Source organism: Pseudomonas sp. MM213, from assembly GCF_020423045.1.
GTDB lineage: Bacteria > Pseudomonadota > Gammaproteobacteria > Pseudomonadales > Pseudomonadaceae > Aquipseudomonas > Aquipseudomonas migulae.
The window spans coordinates 1,648,392-1,668,050 of the sequence record NZ_CP081943.1 but is presented as its reverse complement, the minus strand read 5'-3'; the positions used below and the strand labels follow the sequence as shown (position 1 = coordinate 1,668,050).

Genomic DNA, 19,659 nt, shown 5'->3' with positions numbered 1-19,659 from the left:
ATGACTCTATTGACGATTGCTACCACCCAAATGCCCTGCACCTGGGACTTGCCGCACAACCTCGACCTTGCCGAACAGTTGGTTCGCGAGGCCGCGGCGAAGGGCGCTCAGGTCATCCTGTTGCAGGAGCTGTTTGCCACGCCGTATTTCTGCATCGAGCAAAGCCACAAACACTTGGCACTGGCCGAGGAATATCAATACAGCCGTGTACTCAAACGCTTTGCCGCGTTGGCCAAGGAGTTGGGCGTGGTGTTGCCGCTGAGCTGGTTCGAGAAGGCCGGCAATGCCTATTTCAACTCTCTGAGCGTGGCCGATGCCGACGGGCGCTTGTTGGGCGTGTATCGCAAGACCCACATCCCCAACGCCATCGGTTATCAGGAGAAGGAATACTTCAGCCCCGGCGATACCGGTTTCCGGGTCTGGGACACGGCGTTCGGGCGCCTCGGCGTGGGGATCTGCTGGGATCAGTGGTTCCCGGAGACTGCGCGTTGCCTGGCGTTGATGGGCGCTGAAGTCTTGCTGTTTCCCACCGCCATCGGTTCTGAACCTGGCTGCGCCGAGCTGGATTCCCGTGACCATTGGCAGATGACCATGCGTGGCCATGCGGCCGCGAACATCCTGCCGGTGGTGGCCGCCAATCGCGTCGGCCGAGAAGCGGCGACCACCGATACGACCTTGCAAATGGGCTTCTATGGCTCGTCGTTCATCTGCAATCACAAGGGCAAACTGCTCGCCGAGGCCGACCGTGACAGCACCGGCGTGCTGGTGCACAGCCTGGACTTGAGCGCCATGCGCGAAGAGCGCCTGAGCTGGGGCATCTACCGCGACCGTCGCCCTGAGATGTACGGGGCGCTGTTGAGCCAGGACGGTCGTCACCTTCATGCACGCTGGAACACTCAAGGAGTTTGATATGGGCATTGCGCACACGTTGTTGCTCGGCACCTTGGGGTTGGCACTGGCCTCGTCGTCGCTGCACGCCGAAGAGAAAACCCTCAGGCTGTACAACTGGGCCGATTATTTCGCCGAGGACACGCTGGCGAAATTCACCGCTGAAACCGGGATCAAAGTGATCTATGACGTCATGGATGGCAGCGAAACGCTGGAAGCCAAGATGCTCGCCGGTGGCAGCGGTTATGACCTGATTTTCCCCGGCGACACGGTGGCCGAACGCTTGATGCGCGCCGGCAGCCTGCTGCCGCTGGACCGCAGCAAACTCACCGCGCTGAACGACATCGAGCCCGGTTTGCAGAAACTGCGCCGGCAGTATGAAACCTCGAGTCAGGCCACCGTGCCTTACACGTGGGGCACCATCGGCCTGACCTACAATGATGAGCAGATCAAACAGCGCTTGCCCGATGCTCCGGTCAACAGCCTCGATATGTTGTTCAAGCCGGAGCTGGCCGGCAAATTTGCCGACTGCGGTATTTCGATGATCGACTCACCGGATGAAGTGCTCGCCGTGGTGCTCAATTACCTCGGTCGGGAACCGCGCAGCGCCAAGCCCGAAGACCTCGCGGCGGCGAGTGAATTGCTGATGAAACTGCGGCCACACATTCGCAAGTTCCAGTCGCAGCCAGTGACCGATCTGGTGAACGGCAACCTGTGCGTGTCGCTCGGTTACAGCGGCGACATGACCCAGGCGCAACGGACGTCAGACAGCGCCGGCAAAAGCACCCGATTCGAGTACCGCATCCCCCGTGAAGGCACCACCGTGTGGATGGACACCATGGCGATTCCGGTCGATGCGAAACATCCGGAGTACGCTTATGAGTTCATCAACTTCGTCATGCGCCCGCAGAACATGGCCGACATCAGTAACTTCACCGGCTACCCGACCTCCAACGCCAAGGCGCGGCCGAGCGTCGATGCGACAATGCGCAACAACCCGGACATCTATCTTGATGAAGCCACTTATGCGCGGCTGATTCCAGGCAAGGACATCCCCCAATCCGATATGCGCGCGCGGATGCGCACCTGGACCAAGTTCAAGACGGCCACCGCAAAATGAGTTCACTTTCCAAGGATCAATACATGTCGACGCGTCGCGAGTTCATCAAGCAGGTTTCGGTCGTGGCGGGGATGGGGGCGGTCGCCTCCATCGGTTTCGGCTTGGCGCCTTTGTCCGCGCACGCAGCCACCCAAGTCGGTTGGCGCATGCCGGATGAGGGCGATCGCCACGAGCAAGCCTTCATTGCTTTTGGTGCGCAAGAGGCGATCTGGGAGGATTTCACCGCCGACGTGCAAGCGGCCATTGGCCTGATTGCGCGCACCATCGCCCGCCATGAACCGGTTACCGTTTTCTGTCGCGAGCACGAGCGGAGCCTGGCCGAAGAGCATTGCGGCAAGAGCAACATCACCTACGTCGTCACCGAGCTCGACGACATCTGGATGCGCGACATCGGCGCCAACTTCGTCATTGATGACAAGGGCGTACTTGGCGCCGTGGATTTCAACTTCAATGGCTGGGGCAACAAACAGCAGCACAGCGAAGATGCGCAACTGGCGGCACAGGTGGCCGACGCCACGGATGCGCGTTACCTGCGCAGCGAACTGGTAGGCGAGGGCGGCGGCATCGAAGTGGATGGTCACGGCACCGGGATCATGACCGAGAGCAGCTGGATCAATAAAAATCGCAACCCGGACTGGAGCAAGGCCGAGGTCGAGGAGGAACTGAAAGCCCGCTTGGGCCTGCGCAAAATCATCTGGCTGCCGGGCATCAAGGGCAAGGACATCACCGATGCCCATGTCGATTTCTACGCCCGTTTCGTCAAGCCCGGCGTGGTGATCGCCAACCTCGACAACGACCCCGAGTCATACGATTACAAAGTCACGCGGGCTCATCTGGACATTCTGAAAAATGCCACGGATGCCGATGGCCGCAAGCTGCAGGTCCATACCGTGTCGCCGCCGCTTAATCCACGAAAGAGCAGGTTCAACCGCAGCAACCCGGACTTTGCAGCGGGCTATATCAACTACTTCGTGATCAACGACGCGGTGATTGCGCCGGAGTTTGGTGACAAGGTGGCAGATGCCAAAGCCTTTGATCTGTTGTCCGGGCTCTATCCGGATCGAGAGGTGGTGCAACTGAACATCGACGCAATTTCCGCTGGGGGTGGCGGCATACATTGTGTGACCAGTCATCAGCCGTTGGTTTAGTCTGCGATGCTCCACTGCTTGAGCCTGGTCGGGAGCTTTGTATGAAGGTTGGCGTGATTTCCGATACCCATGGACTGCTCCGCCCTGAGGCCCTTGCGGCTTTGGAGGGGTGTGAGCGGATCATTCATGCGGGCGACATCGGAAGCTCCGAAATCCTTGAGCAGCTGGGGGCAATCGCTCCACTGCACGTCGTGCGCGGGAACAATGATCTTGATGCTTCCTGGGCAATGGATATTGCAGATTGCCTGCGTTTCGACCTCAACGGGTGGGAGGCGTTGCTGGTGCATGACATTGCCGATGTCCCGGCCGTGCTTGATGCGACGGTCAAACTGGTGATCACCGGCCATTCGCACAAGCCGTGCATCGAATGGCTCGATTACGGGATTGGGTGAGGCCCGGTCTTGCGCACACCGCTGCACTGTAGGAGCCGGCTTGCTGGCGATGGACTCACAGGCGCCGCGTTTATTCTGTAGAAACGCTTAATCGTTAACGATCATCGCCGGCAAGCCGGCTCCTACAGGGTTTGGGTGAGGCTTGGTCTTGTGGACACCGCTGCACTGTAGGAGCCGGCTTGCTGGCGATGGATTCACAGGCGCCGCGTTTACCCTGTAGATGCGCTTAATCGTTAACGACCATCGCCGGCAAGCCGGCTCCTACAGGGTTTGGGTGAGGCTTGGTCTTGTGGACACCGCTGCACTGTAGGAGCTGGCTTGCCAGCGATGGACTCACAGGCGCCGCGTTTATTCTGTAGAAACACTTAATCGTTAACGACCATCGCCAGCAAGCCGGCTCCTACAGGGTTTGGGTGAGGCTTGGTCTTGTGGACACCGCTGCACTGTAGGAGCTGGCTTGCCAGCGATGGACTCACAGGCGCCGCGTTTATTCTGTAGAAACACTTAATCGTTAACGACCATCGCCAGCAAGCCGGCTCCTACAGGGATTGGGTGAGGCTGGGTCTTGTGTGCGCCGCTGCACTGTAGGAGCCAGCTTGCTGGCGATGGACTCACAGGCGCCGCGTTTATTCTGTAGAAACACTTAATCGTTAACGACCATCGCCAGCAAGCCGGCTCCTACAGGGATTGGGTGAGGCTGGGTCTTGTGTGCGCCGCTGCACTGTAGGAGCCGGCTTGCTGGCGATGGACTCACAGGCGCCGCGTTTATTCTGTAGAAACGCTTAATCGTTAACGACCATCGCCAGCAAGCCGGCTCCTACAGGGTTTGGGTGAGGCTGGGTCTTGTGTGCGCCGCTGCACTGTAGGAGCCAGCTTGCTGGCGATGGACTCACAGGCGCCGCGTTTATCCTGTAGATACGCTTAATCGTTAACGACCATCGCCAGCAAGCCGGCTCCTACAGGGATTGGGTGAGGCTGGGTCTTGTGTGCGCCGCTGCACTGTAGGAGCCGGCTTGCTGGCGATGCAGACGACGCGGTGTATCCACGGACGTCGTCATATCTGCGCCAGCAACCAGGTACGGAACGCGATCAGCGACGGCAGCCTTTCGTTGCGCGGTGGATAGGTCAGGTAGTAACTGCGCTGGCTGGCGAAGGGTTGGTCCAGGCTGATCAGCTCGCCGTTGGCCAGCTCGTCGGTCACCAGGATGCGCGGCACCAGACCGATACCAATGCCCGCTCTCACGGCCTGGATCAAGTGTGAAGTGAGTTCGAAACTCGGCCCCAGCCGCATCATTCGATGGGGCAGGCCGTGGTGGCTGAACCACTCGCCCCAGACGTTGGCGTTGTTCGCGACGTTGAGCAGCGTCTGTCCGCCGATGCGTTCCGGGGTCCAGGCGTCATGGGCCTCGGCCGCTTCTGGAGAAATGATCACCATCAACTCTTCCGTATGCAGGCGATGGCTGATCAGGCCCGGCGAGTCGGCCGTGCCGACGACGATCGCGGCATCGATGCCACTGGTTTCGAAGTCGATGGCCTCGATCCGGGAGTTGATGTGCACCAGCATGCCAGGATGGGTTTTGTAGAAGTCGTGAAGGCGCGGCAATAACCATTTCGAACCGAACGTGGGCAATGTGGCCAGGCGCAAGGTGCCGCTGCCTGACTGATAAGCCAGCGCCTGCAATGTGGCGCTGCGGATGCGCCCGAGTGCGTCGCTCATTTCCCGCTGGTAAAGACGACCGACGTCGGTCAATTGCACCTGCCGACCTTCACGACGAAACAGCGTCAGGCCCAGTTGCTGCTCCAGCGCCTGGACTTGCCGGCTGACGGCGCTCTGGGTCAGTGACAGCTCCAGCGCGGCGCGGGTATAGCTTTCATGCCGGGCGGCGGCTTCGAAAGCCAGCAGCAAGGACATGGACGGGGTGAGATGGCGGTAATTCATTCGTAAAAGTCATCGATAGCGGCAGGATTATCCGTTTGTTCGGCGTCGGAACCTGCAGGATCATTGGCTCAGCCGACGACCTGAGGCTGACCTATTAATGCTCAGGCGACAAGTATTTTGATTTCCGTGATTAGACCTACAAGAGATTTTCCAGCGATGATCGCCCAGTTGCCTACCGCTGCACCCGCCGCACAGTACCCGGAATTCCTCCAGGCCTTGCGTGCCGCTGGTTTCCGCGGACAGCTCAGTGCCGACTACGCCACCCGCACCGTGCTGGCGACCGACAACTCGATTTACCAGCGTCTGCCGCAAGCGGCGGTGTTCCCACTGGATGCAGACGACATCGTGCGCATCGCAACATTGATGGCCGAACCGCGCTTTCGCCAGATCAAGCTGACCCCACGTGGCGGCGGCACCGGCACCAACGGCCAGTCGTTGACCGACGGCATCGTGGTTGACCTGTCGCGACACATGAACACCATCCTCGAAATCAACGTCGCCGAACGTTGGGTGCGGGTGCAGGCGGGCGTGGTCAAAGACCAGCTCAATGCCGCGCTAAAACCTCATGGATTGTTTTTCGCCCCGGAGCTGTCGACGTCCAACCGGGCCACCGTTGGCGGCATGATCAACACGGACGCCAGCGGCCAGGGCAGTTGCACCTATGGCAAGACCCGCGATCATGTGCTGGAACTGGACAGCGTACTGCTCGGCGGTGAGCGCCTGCACAGCCAGCCGCTGTCCGACGCACAGCTGGAAGCTGCATGTGCGCAACCCGGCCGTATCGGCGAGGTGTACCGCACCGCACGGCAGATCCAGGAAACCCAGGCCGAGCTGATCGAGGCGGTGTTCCCCAAACTCAATCGCTGCCTGACCGGTTACGACCTGGCGCACCTGCGCGACGAGCAGGGGCGTTTCAACCTCAATAGCGTGCTGTGCGGTGCGGAAGGCTCGTTGAGTTACCTCGTCGAAGCCAAGCTCAACGTGCTGCCGATTCCCAAGTATTCGGTGCTGGTGAACGTGCGTTACAGCAGCTTCATGGATGCGCTGCGCGATGCCAATGCGTTGCTGGCGCACAAGCCGCTGTCCATCGAAACCGTGGACTCCAAAGTGTTGCTGCTGGCGATGAAAGACATCGTCTGGCACAGCGTCGCCGAGTATTTCCCGACGGATGCCGAGCGCCCGACGCTGGGTATCAACCTGGTTGAATTCAGCGGCGAAGACCTGTCGGAGGTGAACGCTCGAGTGGCGTCGTTCGTGACGCATTTGCAGGCCGATACGACGATCGAACGGCTGGGCCACACGCTGGCCGAAGGTGCTGAAGCGGTGACCCGTGTCTACACCATGCGTAAACGCTCTGTCGGGTTATTGGGCAACGTCGAAGGCGAAGTCCGCCCGCAGCCGTTTGTTGAAGACACCGCCGTACCGCCTGAGAAACTCGCCGACTACATCACCGAGTTCCGCGCATTGCTCGACAGTCATGGCCTGGCCTACGGCATGTTCGGCCACGTCGATGCCGGCGTGTTGCATGTGCGTCCTGCGCTGGACATGAAAGACCCGAAGCAGGCCGCGCTGGTCAAGCCGATTTCCGATGCCGTGGCCGAGCTGACCCGGCGTTATGGAGGGCTGTTGTGGGGCGAGCACGGCAAGGGTTTGCGCTCGGAATACGTCCCCGATTTTTTTGGCGAACTGTACCCGGCGCTGCAATCGCTCAAGGGCGCGTTCGACCCGCACAATCAGCTCAATCCCGGCAAAATCTGCACCCCGCCCGATGCGGCCCAAGGCTTGCTCAAGGTCAACGAAGTGACGCTGCGCGGTGATCTGGATCGGCAAATCGACGAGCGCGTGTGGCAGAGTTTCGGCAGCGCCGTGCACTGCAACGGCAACGGCGCTTGCTACAACTATGACCCCAACGATGCGATGTGCCCGTCGTGGAAAGCCACGCGGGAACGCCAGCATTCGCCGAAGGGCAGGGCGTCATTGATTCGCGAGTGGTTGCGCCTGCAAGGGGCGGCCAATATTGATGTGTTGCAAGCGGCCCGGGGCAAGTTGACGTGGTTGAGCGGGTTGCCAGCGCGACTGCACAACAACCTGGCGCGCTCGCGCGGCGAGGCGGATTTCTCCCATGAGGTGTACGACGCCATGGCAGGCTGCCTGGCCTGTAAATCCTGCGCGGGACAATGCCCGGTCAAGGTCAATGTCCCGGAATTCCGCTCGCGTTTTCTCGAGCTGTATCACGGTCGCTATCAACGCCCGATGCGCGATTATCTGATCGGCTCGCTGGAGTTCACCATTCCCTACATGGCGTACGCGCCGGGCCTGTACAACGCGGTGATGGGGTCGAAATGGGTGAGTCGTTTGCTGGAGCGACACGTCGGCATGCTCGACAGTCCGCTGATCCACCGCTTCGACCTGCAGAACACGTTGACCCGTTGCAAAGTCGCTGTCGCCAGCGTGCCCGCCCTGCGCGAACTGACTGCCGCACAACGTGAGCGAAGCGTGGTGTTGGTGCAGGACGCCTTCACCCGCTACTTTGAAACGCCGCTGTTGGCGAGCTATATCCAGCTGGCGCATCAGTTGGGCTACCGCGTGTTTCTGGCGCCCTACAGTGCCAACGGCAAGCCTTTGCACGTGCAGGGGTTCCTCGGTGCATTCGCCAAAGCGGCGATCCGCAACGCCAATCAGCTCAAGGCCCTGGCCGACTGTGGCGTGCCGTTGGTTGGCCTCGACCCGGCGATGACGCTGGTCTATCGCCAGGAGTATCAGAAAGTGCCGGGCCTCGACGGCTGCCCGAAAGTCTTGCTGCCCCAGGAATGGCTGGTTGATGTGTTGCCTGAAAGGTCCCGTCACGCCGATCAGACGTTCCGTTTGATGGCGCACTGCACCGAGAAGACCAACGTCCCGGCCAGCACCTCGCAATGGGAAACCGTGTTTGCCAGGCTTGGGCTGAAGCTGGTGACCGAGGCAACCGGCTGTTGCGGCATGTCGGGCACCTACGGCCATGAAGCGCGTAACCAGGAAACCTCGCGGACTATCTTCGAGCAGTCATGGGCGGGCAAGCTGGACAAGGCGGGTGAAGCGCTGGCGACGGGGTATTCGTGCCGCAGCCAGGTCAAGCGCCTGGCCAGCAAGCAACTGCGTCACCCGCTGGAGGTGGTGTTGGAGCATGTGCTCGTTGAGTGAAGAGTAGGGCGTCAGTCCGGAACGCCTGCCTGCTCTTCTTTCTCGGGAGCAGCAGGCCAGGCACTGATCACCGATTGCAGGAACTGCCCGGACAACTCAGGGTTGTCCAACGCCCTGGCAATCAACATCGCCCCGGCTATCGATGACAGGATGCGCAGCGATTCCTGGTATTTTTCCTCGTGACTTTCCCCCTCGACCAGCGCCATCAACGTTTCGATCAAACGCTCGACGCCTTTGGTGAAGGAGTTACTGACGGTCCCGCCGGCGCGGGCAACATCGGCGCCCAATGCCGGGATGGGGCAGCCCTCGGTCCAGTTATCCAGGTGCCCTTGCGTCAGGTAACCCTTGATGAGCTCGGGAATGGATTTGGCGTCCCGCCAGTCCTGGATATTGGACTCGAACGTGCGGGTGACGGCTTCTGAAGCCAACTGCTCCTTGCCGCCCGGAAACTGTCCGTAAAAGCCGCCATGGGTCAGGCCCACGGAGCGCGACAGTTCACCAATGCCGATGCCGTCGATTCCCTTTTCCCGATACAGCCGGGACGCGGCCGTGAGGATCGCCTCTTTGTTTGCGGCGGCCTGGTCTTTCGTGACTTTCATGAGTCTGCTCCTGTCGCCAGGTCGGCATCGCTTGGGAAAAGCTGTGCTGAGAGGCTGGTATTGATGATGCACGTCATATAAAGTCGCTGCAATGGCTTTTCCGGTATCGACTCAAGTCTGGCGGATTCCCCGCCTGTGGCTCAAGTCAAAAATCTCTACGTGGACCTGCCCCATGAAACGTAATGATCTGCACAGTATCGATCTGAATCTGCTGGTGGTATTCGACACGCTGATTCAGGAGCGAAACCTCACCCGTACCGCTGAGAAACTGTCGCTGGGCCAGCCCGCCATCAGCGCGGCGCTGGTGCGTTTGCGCAAGTTGTTCAACGACCCTTTGTTCGAGCGCATCGGTCGCCGAATGGTGCCCACTCCACGGGCATTGAGTGCGGCGCAGACGCTGGGGCCGGCGCTGGATTGCGTGTGTTCGGCAATCGCTCACAAGAGGGGTTAACCGGGTCGCCCCTTTTTTTGCCCTTAAACATGACGGCTATCATTAATGATGATAGCCAACTTCACTCCGTTCGATTCGTCGTGACCTCGCGCGAGGCCGAGAATCCGCAAAATCCCAAACCGTCTGGCGGACACACCCCATGGAACAGTCACTCAAACCTTTGCGTTATCCCCTGGCTGCGTTGGCGCTGCTGATGCTTACCGCGTGTGAACGCACACCCAGCGCCGCACAGGCTCCGGGGGCGCCGCACGTTACCGTCGCCAAAGTGCTCGAGCAGCCCATCACCGAGTGGGATGAAGTCACCGCTCGCCTGGAAGCACCGGAAACCGTAGAGGTTCGTCCACGGGTGTCGGGCCAGATTGAACGCGTGGCCTTTACCGATGGCGCGTTGGTGAAGAAGGGCGACTTGCTGTTCCAGATTGATCCACGGCCGTTCGAACATGAGGTGCATCGCATCGAGGCGCAGTTGCAACAGGCACGCGCCACCCTGGTCCGCACCGGCAACGAAGCGCAGCGCGGCCAACGTCTATTGAGCAGCAACGCGATCTCCGCAGAGCTCGCCGACACCCGCACGACCACTGCGCAAGAAGCTCGGGCTGGTGTGGATGCCATTCAGGCGCAGCTGGATCTGGCGCGTTTGAACCTCAGCTTCACCCGCGTTACCGCGCCGATCACCGGCCGCGTCAGCCGTGCGGAAATCACCGCCGGCAACATCGTGACCGCCGACACTACAGCGCTGACCAGCGTGGTCTCCACGGACAAGGTCTACGCCTATTTCGATGCGGACGAGCGCATGTTCCTCAAGTACAGCCTGCTTTCCCGCCAGGGTCAGCGCGGTCAAGCCACGCCGGTGTACATGGGCCTGTCGAACGAGGAGGGCAACAGCCACCTCGGGCAGATGAACTTCGTCGACAACCAGGTAAATCCGAAAACCGGCACTATCCGTGGTCGCGCGGTGTTCGACAACACGGACGGCCAGTACACCCCCGGCCTGTATGCCCGGTTGAAACTGGTGGGCAGCGCCGCCTATCCCGGCCTGTTGATCAAGGACGAAGCGGTGGGCACCGACCTCGGCAAAAAATTCGTGCTGGTGGTCGATCAGGACAACAAAGCCGTGTATCGCAGCGTCGATCTGGGGCCGAAGCTTGAAGGCTTGCGCATCGTGCGCAGCGGCTTGCAGAAAGAAGATCGCATCGTGATCAACGGCTTGCAGCGCGTGCGGCCCGGCGCGGTGATCGACCCGCAGGATGCGCCGATGGCCAGCCCGGAAACCGTCGCCACACTGGCTCGCCAGCGCCAGGCCATCGAAGCCTCCAATCAGCCGGCTGCCGTTAAATCACCTGCCCTGGTGAAAGCGGATTCTGCCGCTGCACCTCGCGGATAAGGAGCACCGACATGAAGTTCTCCCAGTTCTTTATCACGCGGCCGATCTTCGCGGCGGTGCTGTCGCTGCTGATCCTGATCGCCGGCGCGATCTCGCTGTTCCAGTTGCCGATCAGTGAATATCCGGAAGTGGTTCCACCGACCGTCGTTGTTCACGCCAACTACCCGGGCGCCAACCCGAAAGTCATCGGCGAAACCGTGGCAGCCCCTTTGGAGCAAGCCATCACCGGTGTCGAGAACATGCTGTACATGTCCTCGCAATCCACGGCTGACGGCCGGCTCACCCTGACCGTGACCTTCGCGTTGGGCACCGACCTGGACAACGCCCAGGTCCAGGTCCAGAACCGTGTGACCCGTACCGAGCCCAAGCTGCCCGAGGAAGTGACGCGTATCGGCATCACTGTCGACAAGGCGTCGCCCGAGCTGACGTTGCTGGTGCATTTGATCTCTCCCGATAAACGCTACGACATGCTCTACCTGTCCAACTACGCGATCCTCAACGTCAAGGACGAGCTGTCGCGTCTGGAAGGGATCGGCGATGTGAAGATGTTCGGCATCGGCGATTACTCGCTGCGTATCTGGCTCGATCCGGACAAAACCGCCTCGCGCAATCTGACTGCCACTGATGTGGTCACTGCGGTGCGTGAACAGAACCGTCAAGTCGCCGCCGGGCAACTGGGTTCGCCGCCAGCACCAAATGCCACCAGCTTCCAGATGTCGATCAACTCCCAGGGGCGGTTAGTCAGCGAAGAAGAATTTGAAAACGTGATCGTGCGCAGTGGCCCGAACGGCGAAATCACGCGCCTGAAGGACATTGCCCGGATCGAACTGGGTTCCAACCAGTACGCCTTGCGCGCCTTGCTCAACAACCAGGAAGCGGTGGCGATGCCTATCTTCCAGCGGCCAGGTTCCAACGCCATCGACGTCTCCGACCAGGTGCGGGCGAAGATGGCCGAGCTGAAGAAAAATTTCCCGGAAGGCATGGATTACGAGATCGTCTACGACCCGACGATTTTCGTCCGCAGCTCGATTGAGGCGGTGGTGCACACGCTGTTTGAAGCACTGATTCTCGTGGTGCTGGTCGTCATCCTGTTCCTGCAAACCTGGCGCGCGTCGATCATTCCATTGGTGGCCGTGCCCGTGTCGCTGATCGGTACGTTTGCCGTGATGCACCTACTCGGATTTTCGCTCAACGCACTGTCGCTGTTCGGCCTGGTCCTCGCCATCGGGATCGTGGTCGACGATGCCATTGTGGTGGTGGAGAACGTCGAGCGAAACATTGAATCCGGACTGGAACCGATCGAGGCGACCAAGAAAGCCATGGGCGAAGTGACCGGGCCGATCATCGCCACGGCGCTGGTGCTGTGCGCGGTGTTCGTGCCAGCCGCGTTCATCTCCGGGCTGACAGGGCAGTTCTACAAACAGTTCGCGTTGACCATCGCGATCTCCACGGTGATCTCGGCGTTCAACTCCCTGACCTTGTCACCGGCGTTGGCAGCGGTGTTGCTCAAGGCCCATGGCGCACCGAAAGACCGGTTTTCCAGAGTGCTGGATCGTTTGCTCGGTGGCTGGCTGTTCAAACCGTTCAACCGTTTCTTCGAAAGGGCCAGTCACGGCTACATGGTTGCCGTGGCCAAAGTCATTCGTGGCAGCAGCGTGGCGTTGTTGGTGTACGCCGGTCTGATCGCCATGACCTGGATGGGTTTCAGCACCACGCCGACCGGCTTCGTGCCGACCCAGGACAAAAAGTACCTGGTGACCTTCGCGCAACTGCCGGATGCCGCGAGTCTCGACCGCACCGAATCGGTGATCCGTCGCATGAGCACCATCGCCATGAACGAGCCGGGTTTCGACAGTGCCGTGGCATTTCCGGGCCTTTCAATCAACGGCTTCACCAACAGCCCGAACGCTGGTATTGCGTTCATCGGCTTGAGTTCGTTCGAAGAGCGTAAAGACCCGAGCCTGTCTGCCAAGGCGATTTCCGCCTCGCTCAACGGCAAGTTCGGCGGCATTCAGGACGCCTACATCGCCGTGTTCCCGCCACCGCCGGTACAAGGCCTGGGCACGATTGGCGGCTTCCGTCTGCAGATCGAAGACCGTGGCAACCTGGGCTACGACGAGCTGTACAAAGAGACGATGAACATCATCGCCAAGAGCCGTAGCACGCCGGAGCTGGCCAACCTGTTCACCAGCTACACCGTCAACGTGCCGCAGGTTGAAGCCGCCATTGACCGGGAAAAAGCCAAGACTCACGGGGTGAAGATCAACGATATTTTCGACACCTTGCAGGTCTACCTGGGCTCGCTGTACGCCAACGACTTCAACCGTTTTGGCCGGACCTATCAGGTCAACGTGCAGGCCGAGCAACAGTTCCGCCAGGAGCCTGAACAGATCGGTCAGTTGAAGGTGCGCAATGATCGCGGCGAGATGATTCCGCTGGCCACATTCGTCAAGGTCAGCCCGACGTCAGGCCCTGACCGGGTCTCGCACTACAACGGCTTCCTCACCGCCGAAATCAACGGCAGTGCAGCCCCCGGCTACAGCTCCGGACAGGCACAAGCCGCGATTGAAAAGTTGCTCAAGGAAGAATTGCCCAACGGCATGACATACGAGTGGACCGACCTGACCTACCAACAAATCCTGTCGGGCAACACGGCGCTTCTGGTGTTCCCCCTCTGCGTGCTGTTGGCGTTCCTGGTGCTGGCGGCGCTGTATGAAAGCTGGAGCCTGCCATTGGCGGTGATCCTGATCGTGCCGATGACCCTGCTGTCGGCGATTGCCGGGGTGATCATTTCCAAGGGCGACAACAACATCTTCACCCAGATCGGCCTGATCGTGTTGGTCGGCCTGGCCTGCAAAAACGCGATCCTGATCGTCGAATTCGCCAAGGATAAACAGGACCAGGGCATGTCGCCGCTGGATGCAGTGCTGGACGCTTGCCGCATGCGTCTGCGGCCGATTCTGATGACGTCCTTCGCGTTCATCATGGGGGTGATTCCGCTGGTGACGTCCACGGGTGCCGGCTCGGAAATGCGCCGTGCGATGGGCGTCGCGGTGTTCTCCGGAATGCTCGGCGTGACCTTCTTCGGGTTGCTGCTGACGCCGGTGTTCTTCGTGCTGATTCGTCGCTACATCGAGCGCAAAAACGCGCGCAAGGTCACCAAGGCTCATCAGGCAAACGCGCTCAATCAGGAGGCTCATTCATGAACACCTTGAAGCTTTTTTTACCCAGCCTTCTGGTCGTCGCGCTCGGCGCCTGCACGGTAGGCCCCGACTACAAAACGCCTGACACCGCGCCCGCCAACGTCGTGTCTGCCCAAGGCAGTGCCTACGATCAATCGCGATTTGAAACGGTGTGGTGGCAACAGTTTGATGACCCCACGCTCAATCAGTTGGTGAGCAAATCCCTGGAGGGCAACCGCGACTTGCGCGTCGCGTTTGCCCGCTGGAAAGCGGCCCGGGCGATTCGTGATGACGTCAGCAACGACATTTTGCCGGTTGTCACCAGCCGCGTCAGCAGCCAGCATGGCAAGTCGCAAGTGCCTGGCCTGACCGAAAGCCGCGTCAATATCGAACGCTACGACCTGGGCCTCGACATGGCTTGGGAAGTCGATCTGTTCGGCCGGATCCAGCGTCAACTGGAATCCAGCAGCGCCCAGGAAGACGCTGCCGCCGCAGACTTGTTTCAGCTCCGCGTGACAATGATCGCCGAGCTGGTGGATGCCTACGGCCAATTGCGCGGCGCGCAGTTGCGGGAAAAAATTGCCCTGGCCAACCTGAAGAATCAGCAGGATTCGCGCAGCGTGACGGTCAGCCTGCGCGATGCCGGCGTGGGCAATGAGCTTGACGTGGTGCGTGCCGACGCACGTTTGGCGGCTGTCGAGGCGACGGTTCCGCAACTGCAAGCGGAACAGGTGCGGCAGAAAAACCGCATCGCCACGCTGTTGGGTGAACGCCCGGATACGTTGTGCGTGTCGTTGAGCCCTGCGCAGTTGCCCGCCATCGCCAAAGCGTTGCCGATCGGTGATCCCGCCGAGCTGCTGCGCCGGCGTCCCGATGTGCTCGCCGCCGAGCGCAGGCTGGCGTCCTCCACGGCGGAAATCGGCGTGGCCACCGCCGACCTGTTCCCGAGAGTGAGCTTGAGCGGCTTCCTCGGTTTCACCGCCGGCCGTGGTTCGCAGATTGGTTCCAGTGCCGCCAGAGCCTGGGGATTGGGACCGAGCATTACCTGGGCAGCTTTTGACCTGGGCAGTGTGCGAGCGCGCATCCGGGGCGCCGACGCGAATGCCGAAGGCGCCTTGGCCACCTACGAACAGTAAGTGCTGCTGGCGCTGGAAGAGTCGGAAAACGCCTTCAGCGACTACGGCAAACGCCAGCAGCGGCTGCTGTCATTGATCCGGCAAAGCGAGTCCAGCCGAGCGGCTGCAGACCTGGCGGCGATCCAGTACAAGGAAGGCACCGTGGATTATCTGGTGTTGCTGGATGCGCAGCGTGAACGCCTGAACGCCGAGGATGCGCAGGCGTTGGGTGAGATTGATCAGTACCGGGGCATCGTCGCGATCTATAAGGCGTTGGGAGGAGGGTGGGACAGTGTCGGCAAAAAAGTGGTAGCCACGAACTGATGCCGGTGTGAGATCTGTCGCCCTACGCTGACGGTGTGGGGCGGCCGGTCGGATATTTCGGATGCATCACCATCCTTTCACTCCACTCATATCGGGCAACTTGTGCGCAATGCCCTTGTGGCAGTCGATGCAAGTGGCCTCGCCCTTGGCCAATGCGGTGGAGTGCATGGCCGCAGCGCGTTTGCCCTGGCGGGTAAAGTCCATGAACTCAAAGTTGTGGCAGTTGCGACATTCGCGCGAGTCGTTGGCCTTGAGCCTGGCCCATTCATGTTCCGCCAGTTCACGGCGCAAAGTGAGGAATTTGTCGCGGGTGTCGATGGTGCCGAACAGCTTGCCCCAGACTTCCTTCGATGCCTGCATCTTGCGCGCGATCTTGTGCGTCCACTCATGGGGAACGTGGCAGTCCGGACAACTGGCGCGCACACCGGAGCGGTTGGTGTAGTGAATGGTGTCCTGCAACTCGACATAGACGTTGTCGCGCATCTCATGGCAGGAAATACAGAACTTCTCGGTGTTGGTCAGCTCCAGCGCCGTGTTGAAACCGCCCCAGAAAATGATCCCGGCGATAAAGCCGCCCAGTGTCAGAAACCCCAGGCCGAAGTAAACGCTGGGTCGACAGAGGATGCCCCAATAATCCTTAAGCAGGGCGAACAGTGCTTTCATGGCGCCTCCTCAAGGTTTTTGCGCAGCGTTGGCATCGTCTTGCAGGATTTTGTCGATGGTTTCAAAGGTGTTGCCCACCAGCGGCAGTACCTCTTTTTGCGGCACGTGGCACTGAGTACAGAAGTAGCGCCGGGGCGAGACCGCCGCCAGCGCCTGACCGTCGCGATCCATGTAGTGGGTGATGCTGATCATCGTCGCCTGCGCGCGCGCGCTATTGGCCCGGCTGTGGCACGTCAGGCATTTGTTGCCGTTCTTGTCGATCTGGTACCCGCGAATGCTATGGGGAATGGTCGGCGGCTGGTCAGGATAGTTGCGCTCGCGCTTCAGGTCCTTGTTTTCATCGTTGGCAATCGGTGGCGCGGGCATGCTCCGGGTGAGGGTACCGCCGGGGCGGCGACCGTCGGGGCCGGGCGCATCCAGCGGGTAATCGACCTCGGCGGCGAGCACCATGCCCATTGCGGCAAGCAGGACCAGGGGCAGGATTCGAAAAGTCATGACGGTTCTCCTCAAGCCGCGCTGATCAACTCGATGCGGATGGCGCATTTCTTGTAGTCGGTCTGCTTGGAGATCGGGTCGGTGGCGTCGAGCGTGACCTTGTTGATCAACTTGTTGGCATCGAAAAACGGTACGAACACCAGGCCACGGGGTGGTTTGTTGCGCCCGCGGGTTTCGATGCGCGCGCGGATTTCACCGCGGCGGCTGATCAGCTTCACTTCACTGCCACGCCGTGCCTTCAAGGCCTTGGCGTCCTCCGGATGCATGTACACCAGGGCGTCCGGCACCGCTCTGTACAACTCCTCGACTCGCTGGGTCATGCTGCCCGTATGCCAGTGTTCGAGGACACGGCCGGTGCTTAGCCAGAACGGGTAGTCAGCATCCGGGATTTCGGCCGGTGGCTCGTAGGGCAGGGCGAAGATGATCGCCTTCTTGTCCGGGTAGCCATAGAACTGCACTTCGCTGCCGGCCTCCACGTAAGGATCGAGGCCCTCGCGATAACGCCAGCGGGTCTCCTTGCCGTCGACCACCGGCCAGCGCAGGCCACGTTCGCTGTGGTAAAGGTCGAAGGGTGCCAGGTCATGGCCGTGGCCACGACCGAACCGGGCGTACTCTTCGAACAAGCCTTTTTGCGCATAGAAACCAAAGGCCTTGGCTTCGTCGTTCTTGTAGCCGGCCTCGATTTGCTCGACGGGAAACTGGTCGACCTGACCGTTCTTGAATAGAACCTCGAACAGGGTTTTGCCTTTGTATTGCGGCGATTTGGCCAGCAACTCGGCGGGCCAGGTTTCGTCGGTGGTGAAGCGTTTGGAAAACTCCATCAGCTGCCACAAGTCCGATTTGGCGTCTCCCGGTGCACTGACCAATTGATGCCAGAACTGCGTGCGACGTTCGGCATTGCCAAAGGCGCCTTCCTTTTCCACCCACATGGCGCTGGGCAGGATCAGGTCGGCGGCCTGGGCGGAAACGGTGGGGTAGACGTCCGAGACGATGACGAAGTTTTCCGGGTTGCGCCAACCCGGCAAGACTTCCTGCATGATGTTCGGCCCGGCGTGCATGTTGTTGCTGGCCTGGGTCCAATACACGTTGAGGACGCCGTCCTTGAGCATGCGGCTCTGTTGTACCGCGTGAAAACCGACTTTCTCCTGGATGGTGCCGGCCGGCAGTTTCCAGATCTGTTCTGCGGTGGCGCGGTGCTTGGGGTTGGTCACTACCATGTCGGCGGGCAAGCGGTGGGAGAAGGTGCCGACCTCCCGCGCAGTGCCACAGGCTGACGGCTGGCCGGTCAACGAGAATGGGCTGTTGCCCGGCTCGCTGATCTTGCCGGTGAGCAGGTGGATGTTATAGATCAGGTTGTTGGCCCACACCCCGCGTGTGTGTTGGTTGAAACCCATGGTCCAGAACGACACTACCTTGCGTTCGGGGTCCGCATAAAGTTCAGCCAGGGCCTTGAGGTGTTCCGGGGCCACGCCGGACTCTTTCGCGGTACGTTCCAGGGTGTAGGGTTTGACGAACGCGGCGAACTGCTCGAAGGACATGTCGGTCCAGGTATTGGCCTTGTCGGCATTCTTCGCCTGTTTTTCCCGTGGGTCGTCGGGACGCAAGCCGTAGCCGATGTCATCGGCGCCTTTGGCGAAGCGCGTGTGCTTGCTGATGAAATCCTTATCGACCTTACCGTTTTCAATGATGTGGTTGGCAATGTAATTGAGGATCAGCAGGTCGGATTGCGGCGTGAATACCATGGGAATATCGGCCAGTTCGAAGCTGCGATGTTCGAAGGTCGACAGCACCGCGACTTTCACATGCGGCTGGCTCAGGCGCCGGTCGGTGACCCGGCTCCATAGAATCGGGTGCATCTCAGCCATGTTCGAGCCCCACAGCACAAAGGCGTCGGTGGCTTCGATGTCGTCGTAGCAGCCCATCGGTTCATCCGCGCCAAAAGTGCGCATGAAACCCATCACCGCCGAGGCCATGCAATGGCGGGCATTGGGGTCGATGTTGTTGCTGCGAAAACCGGCTTTCATCAATTTGTTGGCCGCGTAACCTTCCCAAACCGTCCATTGCCCGGAACCGAACATGCCGATCGATTCCGGGCCTTTGCTCTTCAGGGCTTGCTTGAACTTTTCTTCCATGATGTCGAAGGCCTGGTCCCAGCTGATCGGCTGGAATTCGCCCTGTTTGTCGAACTGGCCGTTGGTCATGCGCAGCAGTGGCTGGGTCAGGCGATCCACGCCGTACATGATTTTGGAGAGAAAATAGCCCTTCACGCAGTTGAGTCCGCGATTGACCTCGGCCTTGACGTCGCCATGGGTGGCGACCACCCGGTTGTCGCGGGTCGCGACCATCACGCTGCACCCGGTGCCGCAGAAACGGCAGGGCGCCTTGTTCCAGTCCAGGGTGACCATGTCCGCTTCGGTAATCAGGTTACTGGCGGAGGTGGCAATCGGCAGGCCAGCGGCGGCGGCTGCGATGGCCGCGGCCTGGGCCTTGACGAACTCTCGGCGGGACATGCTCATTCGGTGTCTCCTGTGGGCTCTAGGAGTTCGTGATAGATCAACGCGGCGTTGAGCACACCCGGCAGATTGTTGATTTGCTCGATACGTTGCAGGATCTGATTTTCGTGGCTGGCCTCAAGCACGACCACCAGTTTTCCGGCGGCACTTTCGTGATGTAATTCCAGGCCGTCCAATAGACGCAAGTTGGTTTTGACGGCGTCGAATAGTTCAGGTCGGGCAAGTACCACCAGGCTGGCTATATGCAGAGTTTCGTCCATGCGCTG

At 60.4% G+C, this 19,659-nt stretch carries 13 protein-coding genes and 2 pseudogenes; 9 read left to right on the top strand and 6 right to left on the bottom strand.

The window, feature by feature from the left end:
- From aguB to K5R88_RS07465, 4 genes and pseudogenes are all read left to right on the top strand, one after another.
- A complete protein-coding gene (aguB, locus tag K5R88_RS07480; RefSeq protein ID WP_226299574.1) occupies positions 1–909 on the top strand; it encodes an N-carbamoylputrescine amidase in 909 nt (302 codons plus the stop codon).
- 1 nt (position 910) lies between these two features.
- Positions 911–2,008: an extracellular solute-binding protein gene (locus K5R88_RS07475; RefSeq protein ID WP_226299573.1), complete on the top strand. Its 1,098-nt coding sequence runs from the start codon at positions 911–913 to the stop codon at positions 2,006–2,008.
- Between the two features lie 23 nt (positions 2,009–2,031).
- Entirely contained in the window at positions 2,032–3,156 is a 1,125-nt protein-coding gene (locus K5R88_RS07470; RefSeq protein WP_226299572.1) for an agmatine deiminase family protein, read from the top strand.
- A 41-nt stretch (positions 3,157–3,197) separates the two neighbouring features.
- Positions 3,198–3,527: pseudogene (locus K5R88_RS07465) on the top strand (metallophosphoesterase family protein); the annotation flags it as partial.
- A gap of 1,075 nt (positions 3,528–4,602) precedes the next feature.
- Here K5R88_RS07465 and K5R88_RS07460 read toward each other — a convergent pair.
- Positions 4,603–5,487, bottom strand: a complete 885-nt coding sequence (locus tag K5R88_RS07460; protein WP_192228267.1) for a LysR substrate-binding domain-containing protein — start codon at positions 5,485–5,487, stop codon at positions 4,603–4,605.
- Between the two features lie 156 nt (positions 5,488–5,643).
- Here K5R88_RS07460 and ydiJ point away from each other — a divergent pair, with 156 nt between their 5' ends.
- Positions 5,644–8,667, top strand: a complete 3,024-nt coding sequence (gene ydiJ / locus K5R88_RS07455) for a D-2-hydroxyglutarate dehydrogenase YdiJ (protein WP_226299571.1) — start codon at positions 5,644–5,646, stop codon at positions 8,665–8,667.
- An 11-nt stretch (positions 8,668–8,678) separates the two neighbouring features.
- Here ydiJ and K5R88_RS07450 read toward each other — a convergent pair whose 3' ends face one another.
- Entirely contained in the window at positions 8,679–9,266 is a 588-nt protein-coding gene (locus K5R88_RS07450; RefSeq protein ID WP_207284494.1) for a TetR/AcrR family transcriptional regulator, read from the bottom strand.
- Between the two features lie 172 nt (positions 9,267–9,438).
- Between K5R88_RS07450 and K5R88_RS07445 the strand changes: the two genes are divergently transcribed.
- The 4 genes and pseudogenes from K5R88_RS07445 (at position 9,439) to K5R88_RS07430 (ending at position 15,722) form a co-directional block, all read left to right on the top strand.
- Positions 9,439–9,717, top strand: coding sequence for a LysR family transcriptional regulator (locus K5R88_RS07445; protein WP_008038901.1), 279 nt, complete (start codon positions 9,439–9,441; stop codon positions 9,715–9,717).
- Positions 9,718–9,856: 139 nt separating this feature from the next.
- Entirely contained in the window at positions 9,857–11,101 is a 1,245-nt protein-coding gene (mexE, locus tag K5R88_RS07440; protein WP_226299570.1) for a multidrug efflux RND transporter periplasmic adaptor subunit MexE, read from the top strand.
- Positions 11,102–11,112: 11 nt separating this feature from the next.
- Positions 11,113–14,307 carry an efflux RND transporter permease subunit gene (locus tag K5R88_RS07435; RefSeq protein ID WP_226299569.1) on the top strand — a complete coding sequence of 1,065 codons (3,195 nt, stop codon included), beginning with the start codon at positions 11,113–11,115 and terminating at the stop codon, positions 14,305–14,307.
- Positions 14,304–15,722, top strand: a pseudogene (locus tag K5R88_RS07430) (efflux transporter outer membrane subunit). Before K5R88_RS07435 ends, K5R88_RS07430 begins: the two are co-directional and overlap by 4 nt.
- A 66-nt stretch (positions 15,723–15,788) precedes the next feature.
- On the opposite strand, the gene K5R88_RS07425 reads toward K5R88_RS07430, so the two are convergent.
- Genes K5R88_RS07425 through K5R88_RS07410 form a run of 4 tightly spaced genes read right to left on the bottom strand, consistent with a single transcriptional unit; the run spans position 15,789 to position 19,653 of the window.
- A complete protein-coding gene (locus K5R88_RS07425; protein ID WP_226299568.1) occupies positions 15,789–16,385 on the bottom strand; it encodes a cytochrome c3 family protein in 597 nt (198 codons plus the stop codon).
- Between the two features lie 9 nt (positions 16,386–16,394).
- A complete protein-coding gene (locus tag K5R88_RS07420; protein ID WP_226299567.1) occupies positions 16,395–16,880 on the bottom strand; it encodes a nitrate reductase cytochrome c-type subunit in 486 nt (161 codons plus the stop codon).
- Between the two features lie 11 nt (positions 16,881–16,891).
- Complete coding sequence (gene napA / locus K5R88_RS07415) at positions 16,892–19,396, bottom strand: nitrate reductase catalytic subunit NapA (protein ID WP_226299566.1); 2,505 nt, start codon at positions 19,394–19,396, stop codon at positions 16,892–16,894.
- Positions 19,393–19,653, bottom strand: a complete 261-nt coding sequence (locus K5R88_RS07410; RefSeq protein ID WP_226299565.1) for a chaperone NapD — start codon at positions 19,651–19,653, stop codon at positions 19,393–19,395. The genes napA and K5R88_RS07410 overlap by 4 nt, the downstream gene beginning before the upstream one ends.
- Positions 19,654–19,659 lie beyond the last annotated feature (6 nt).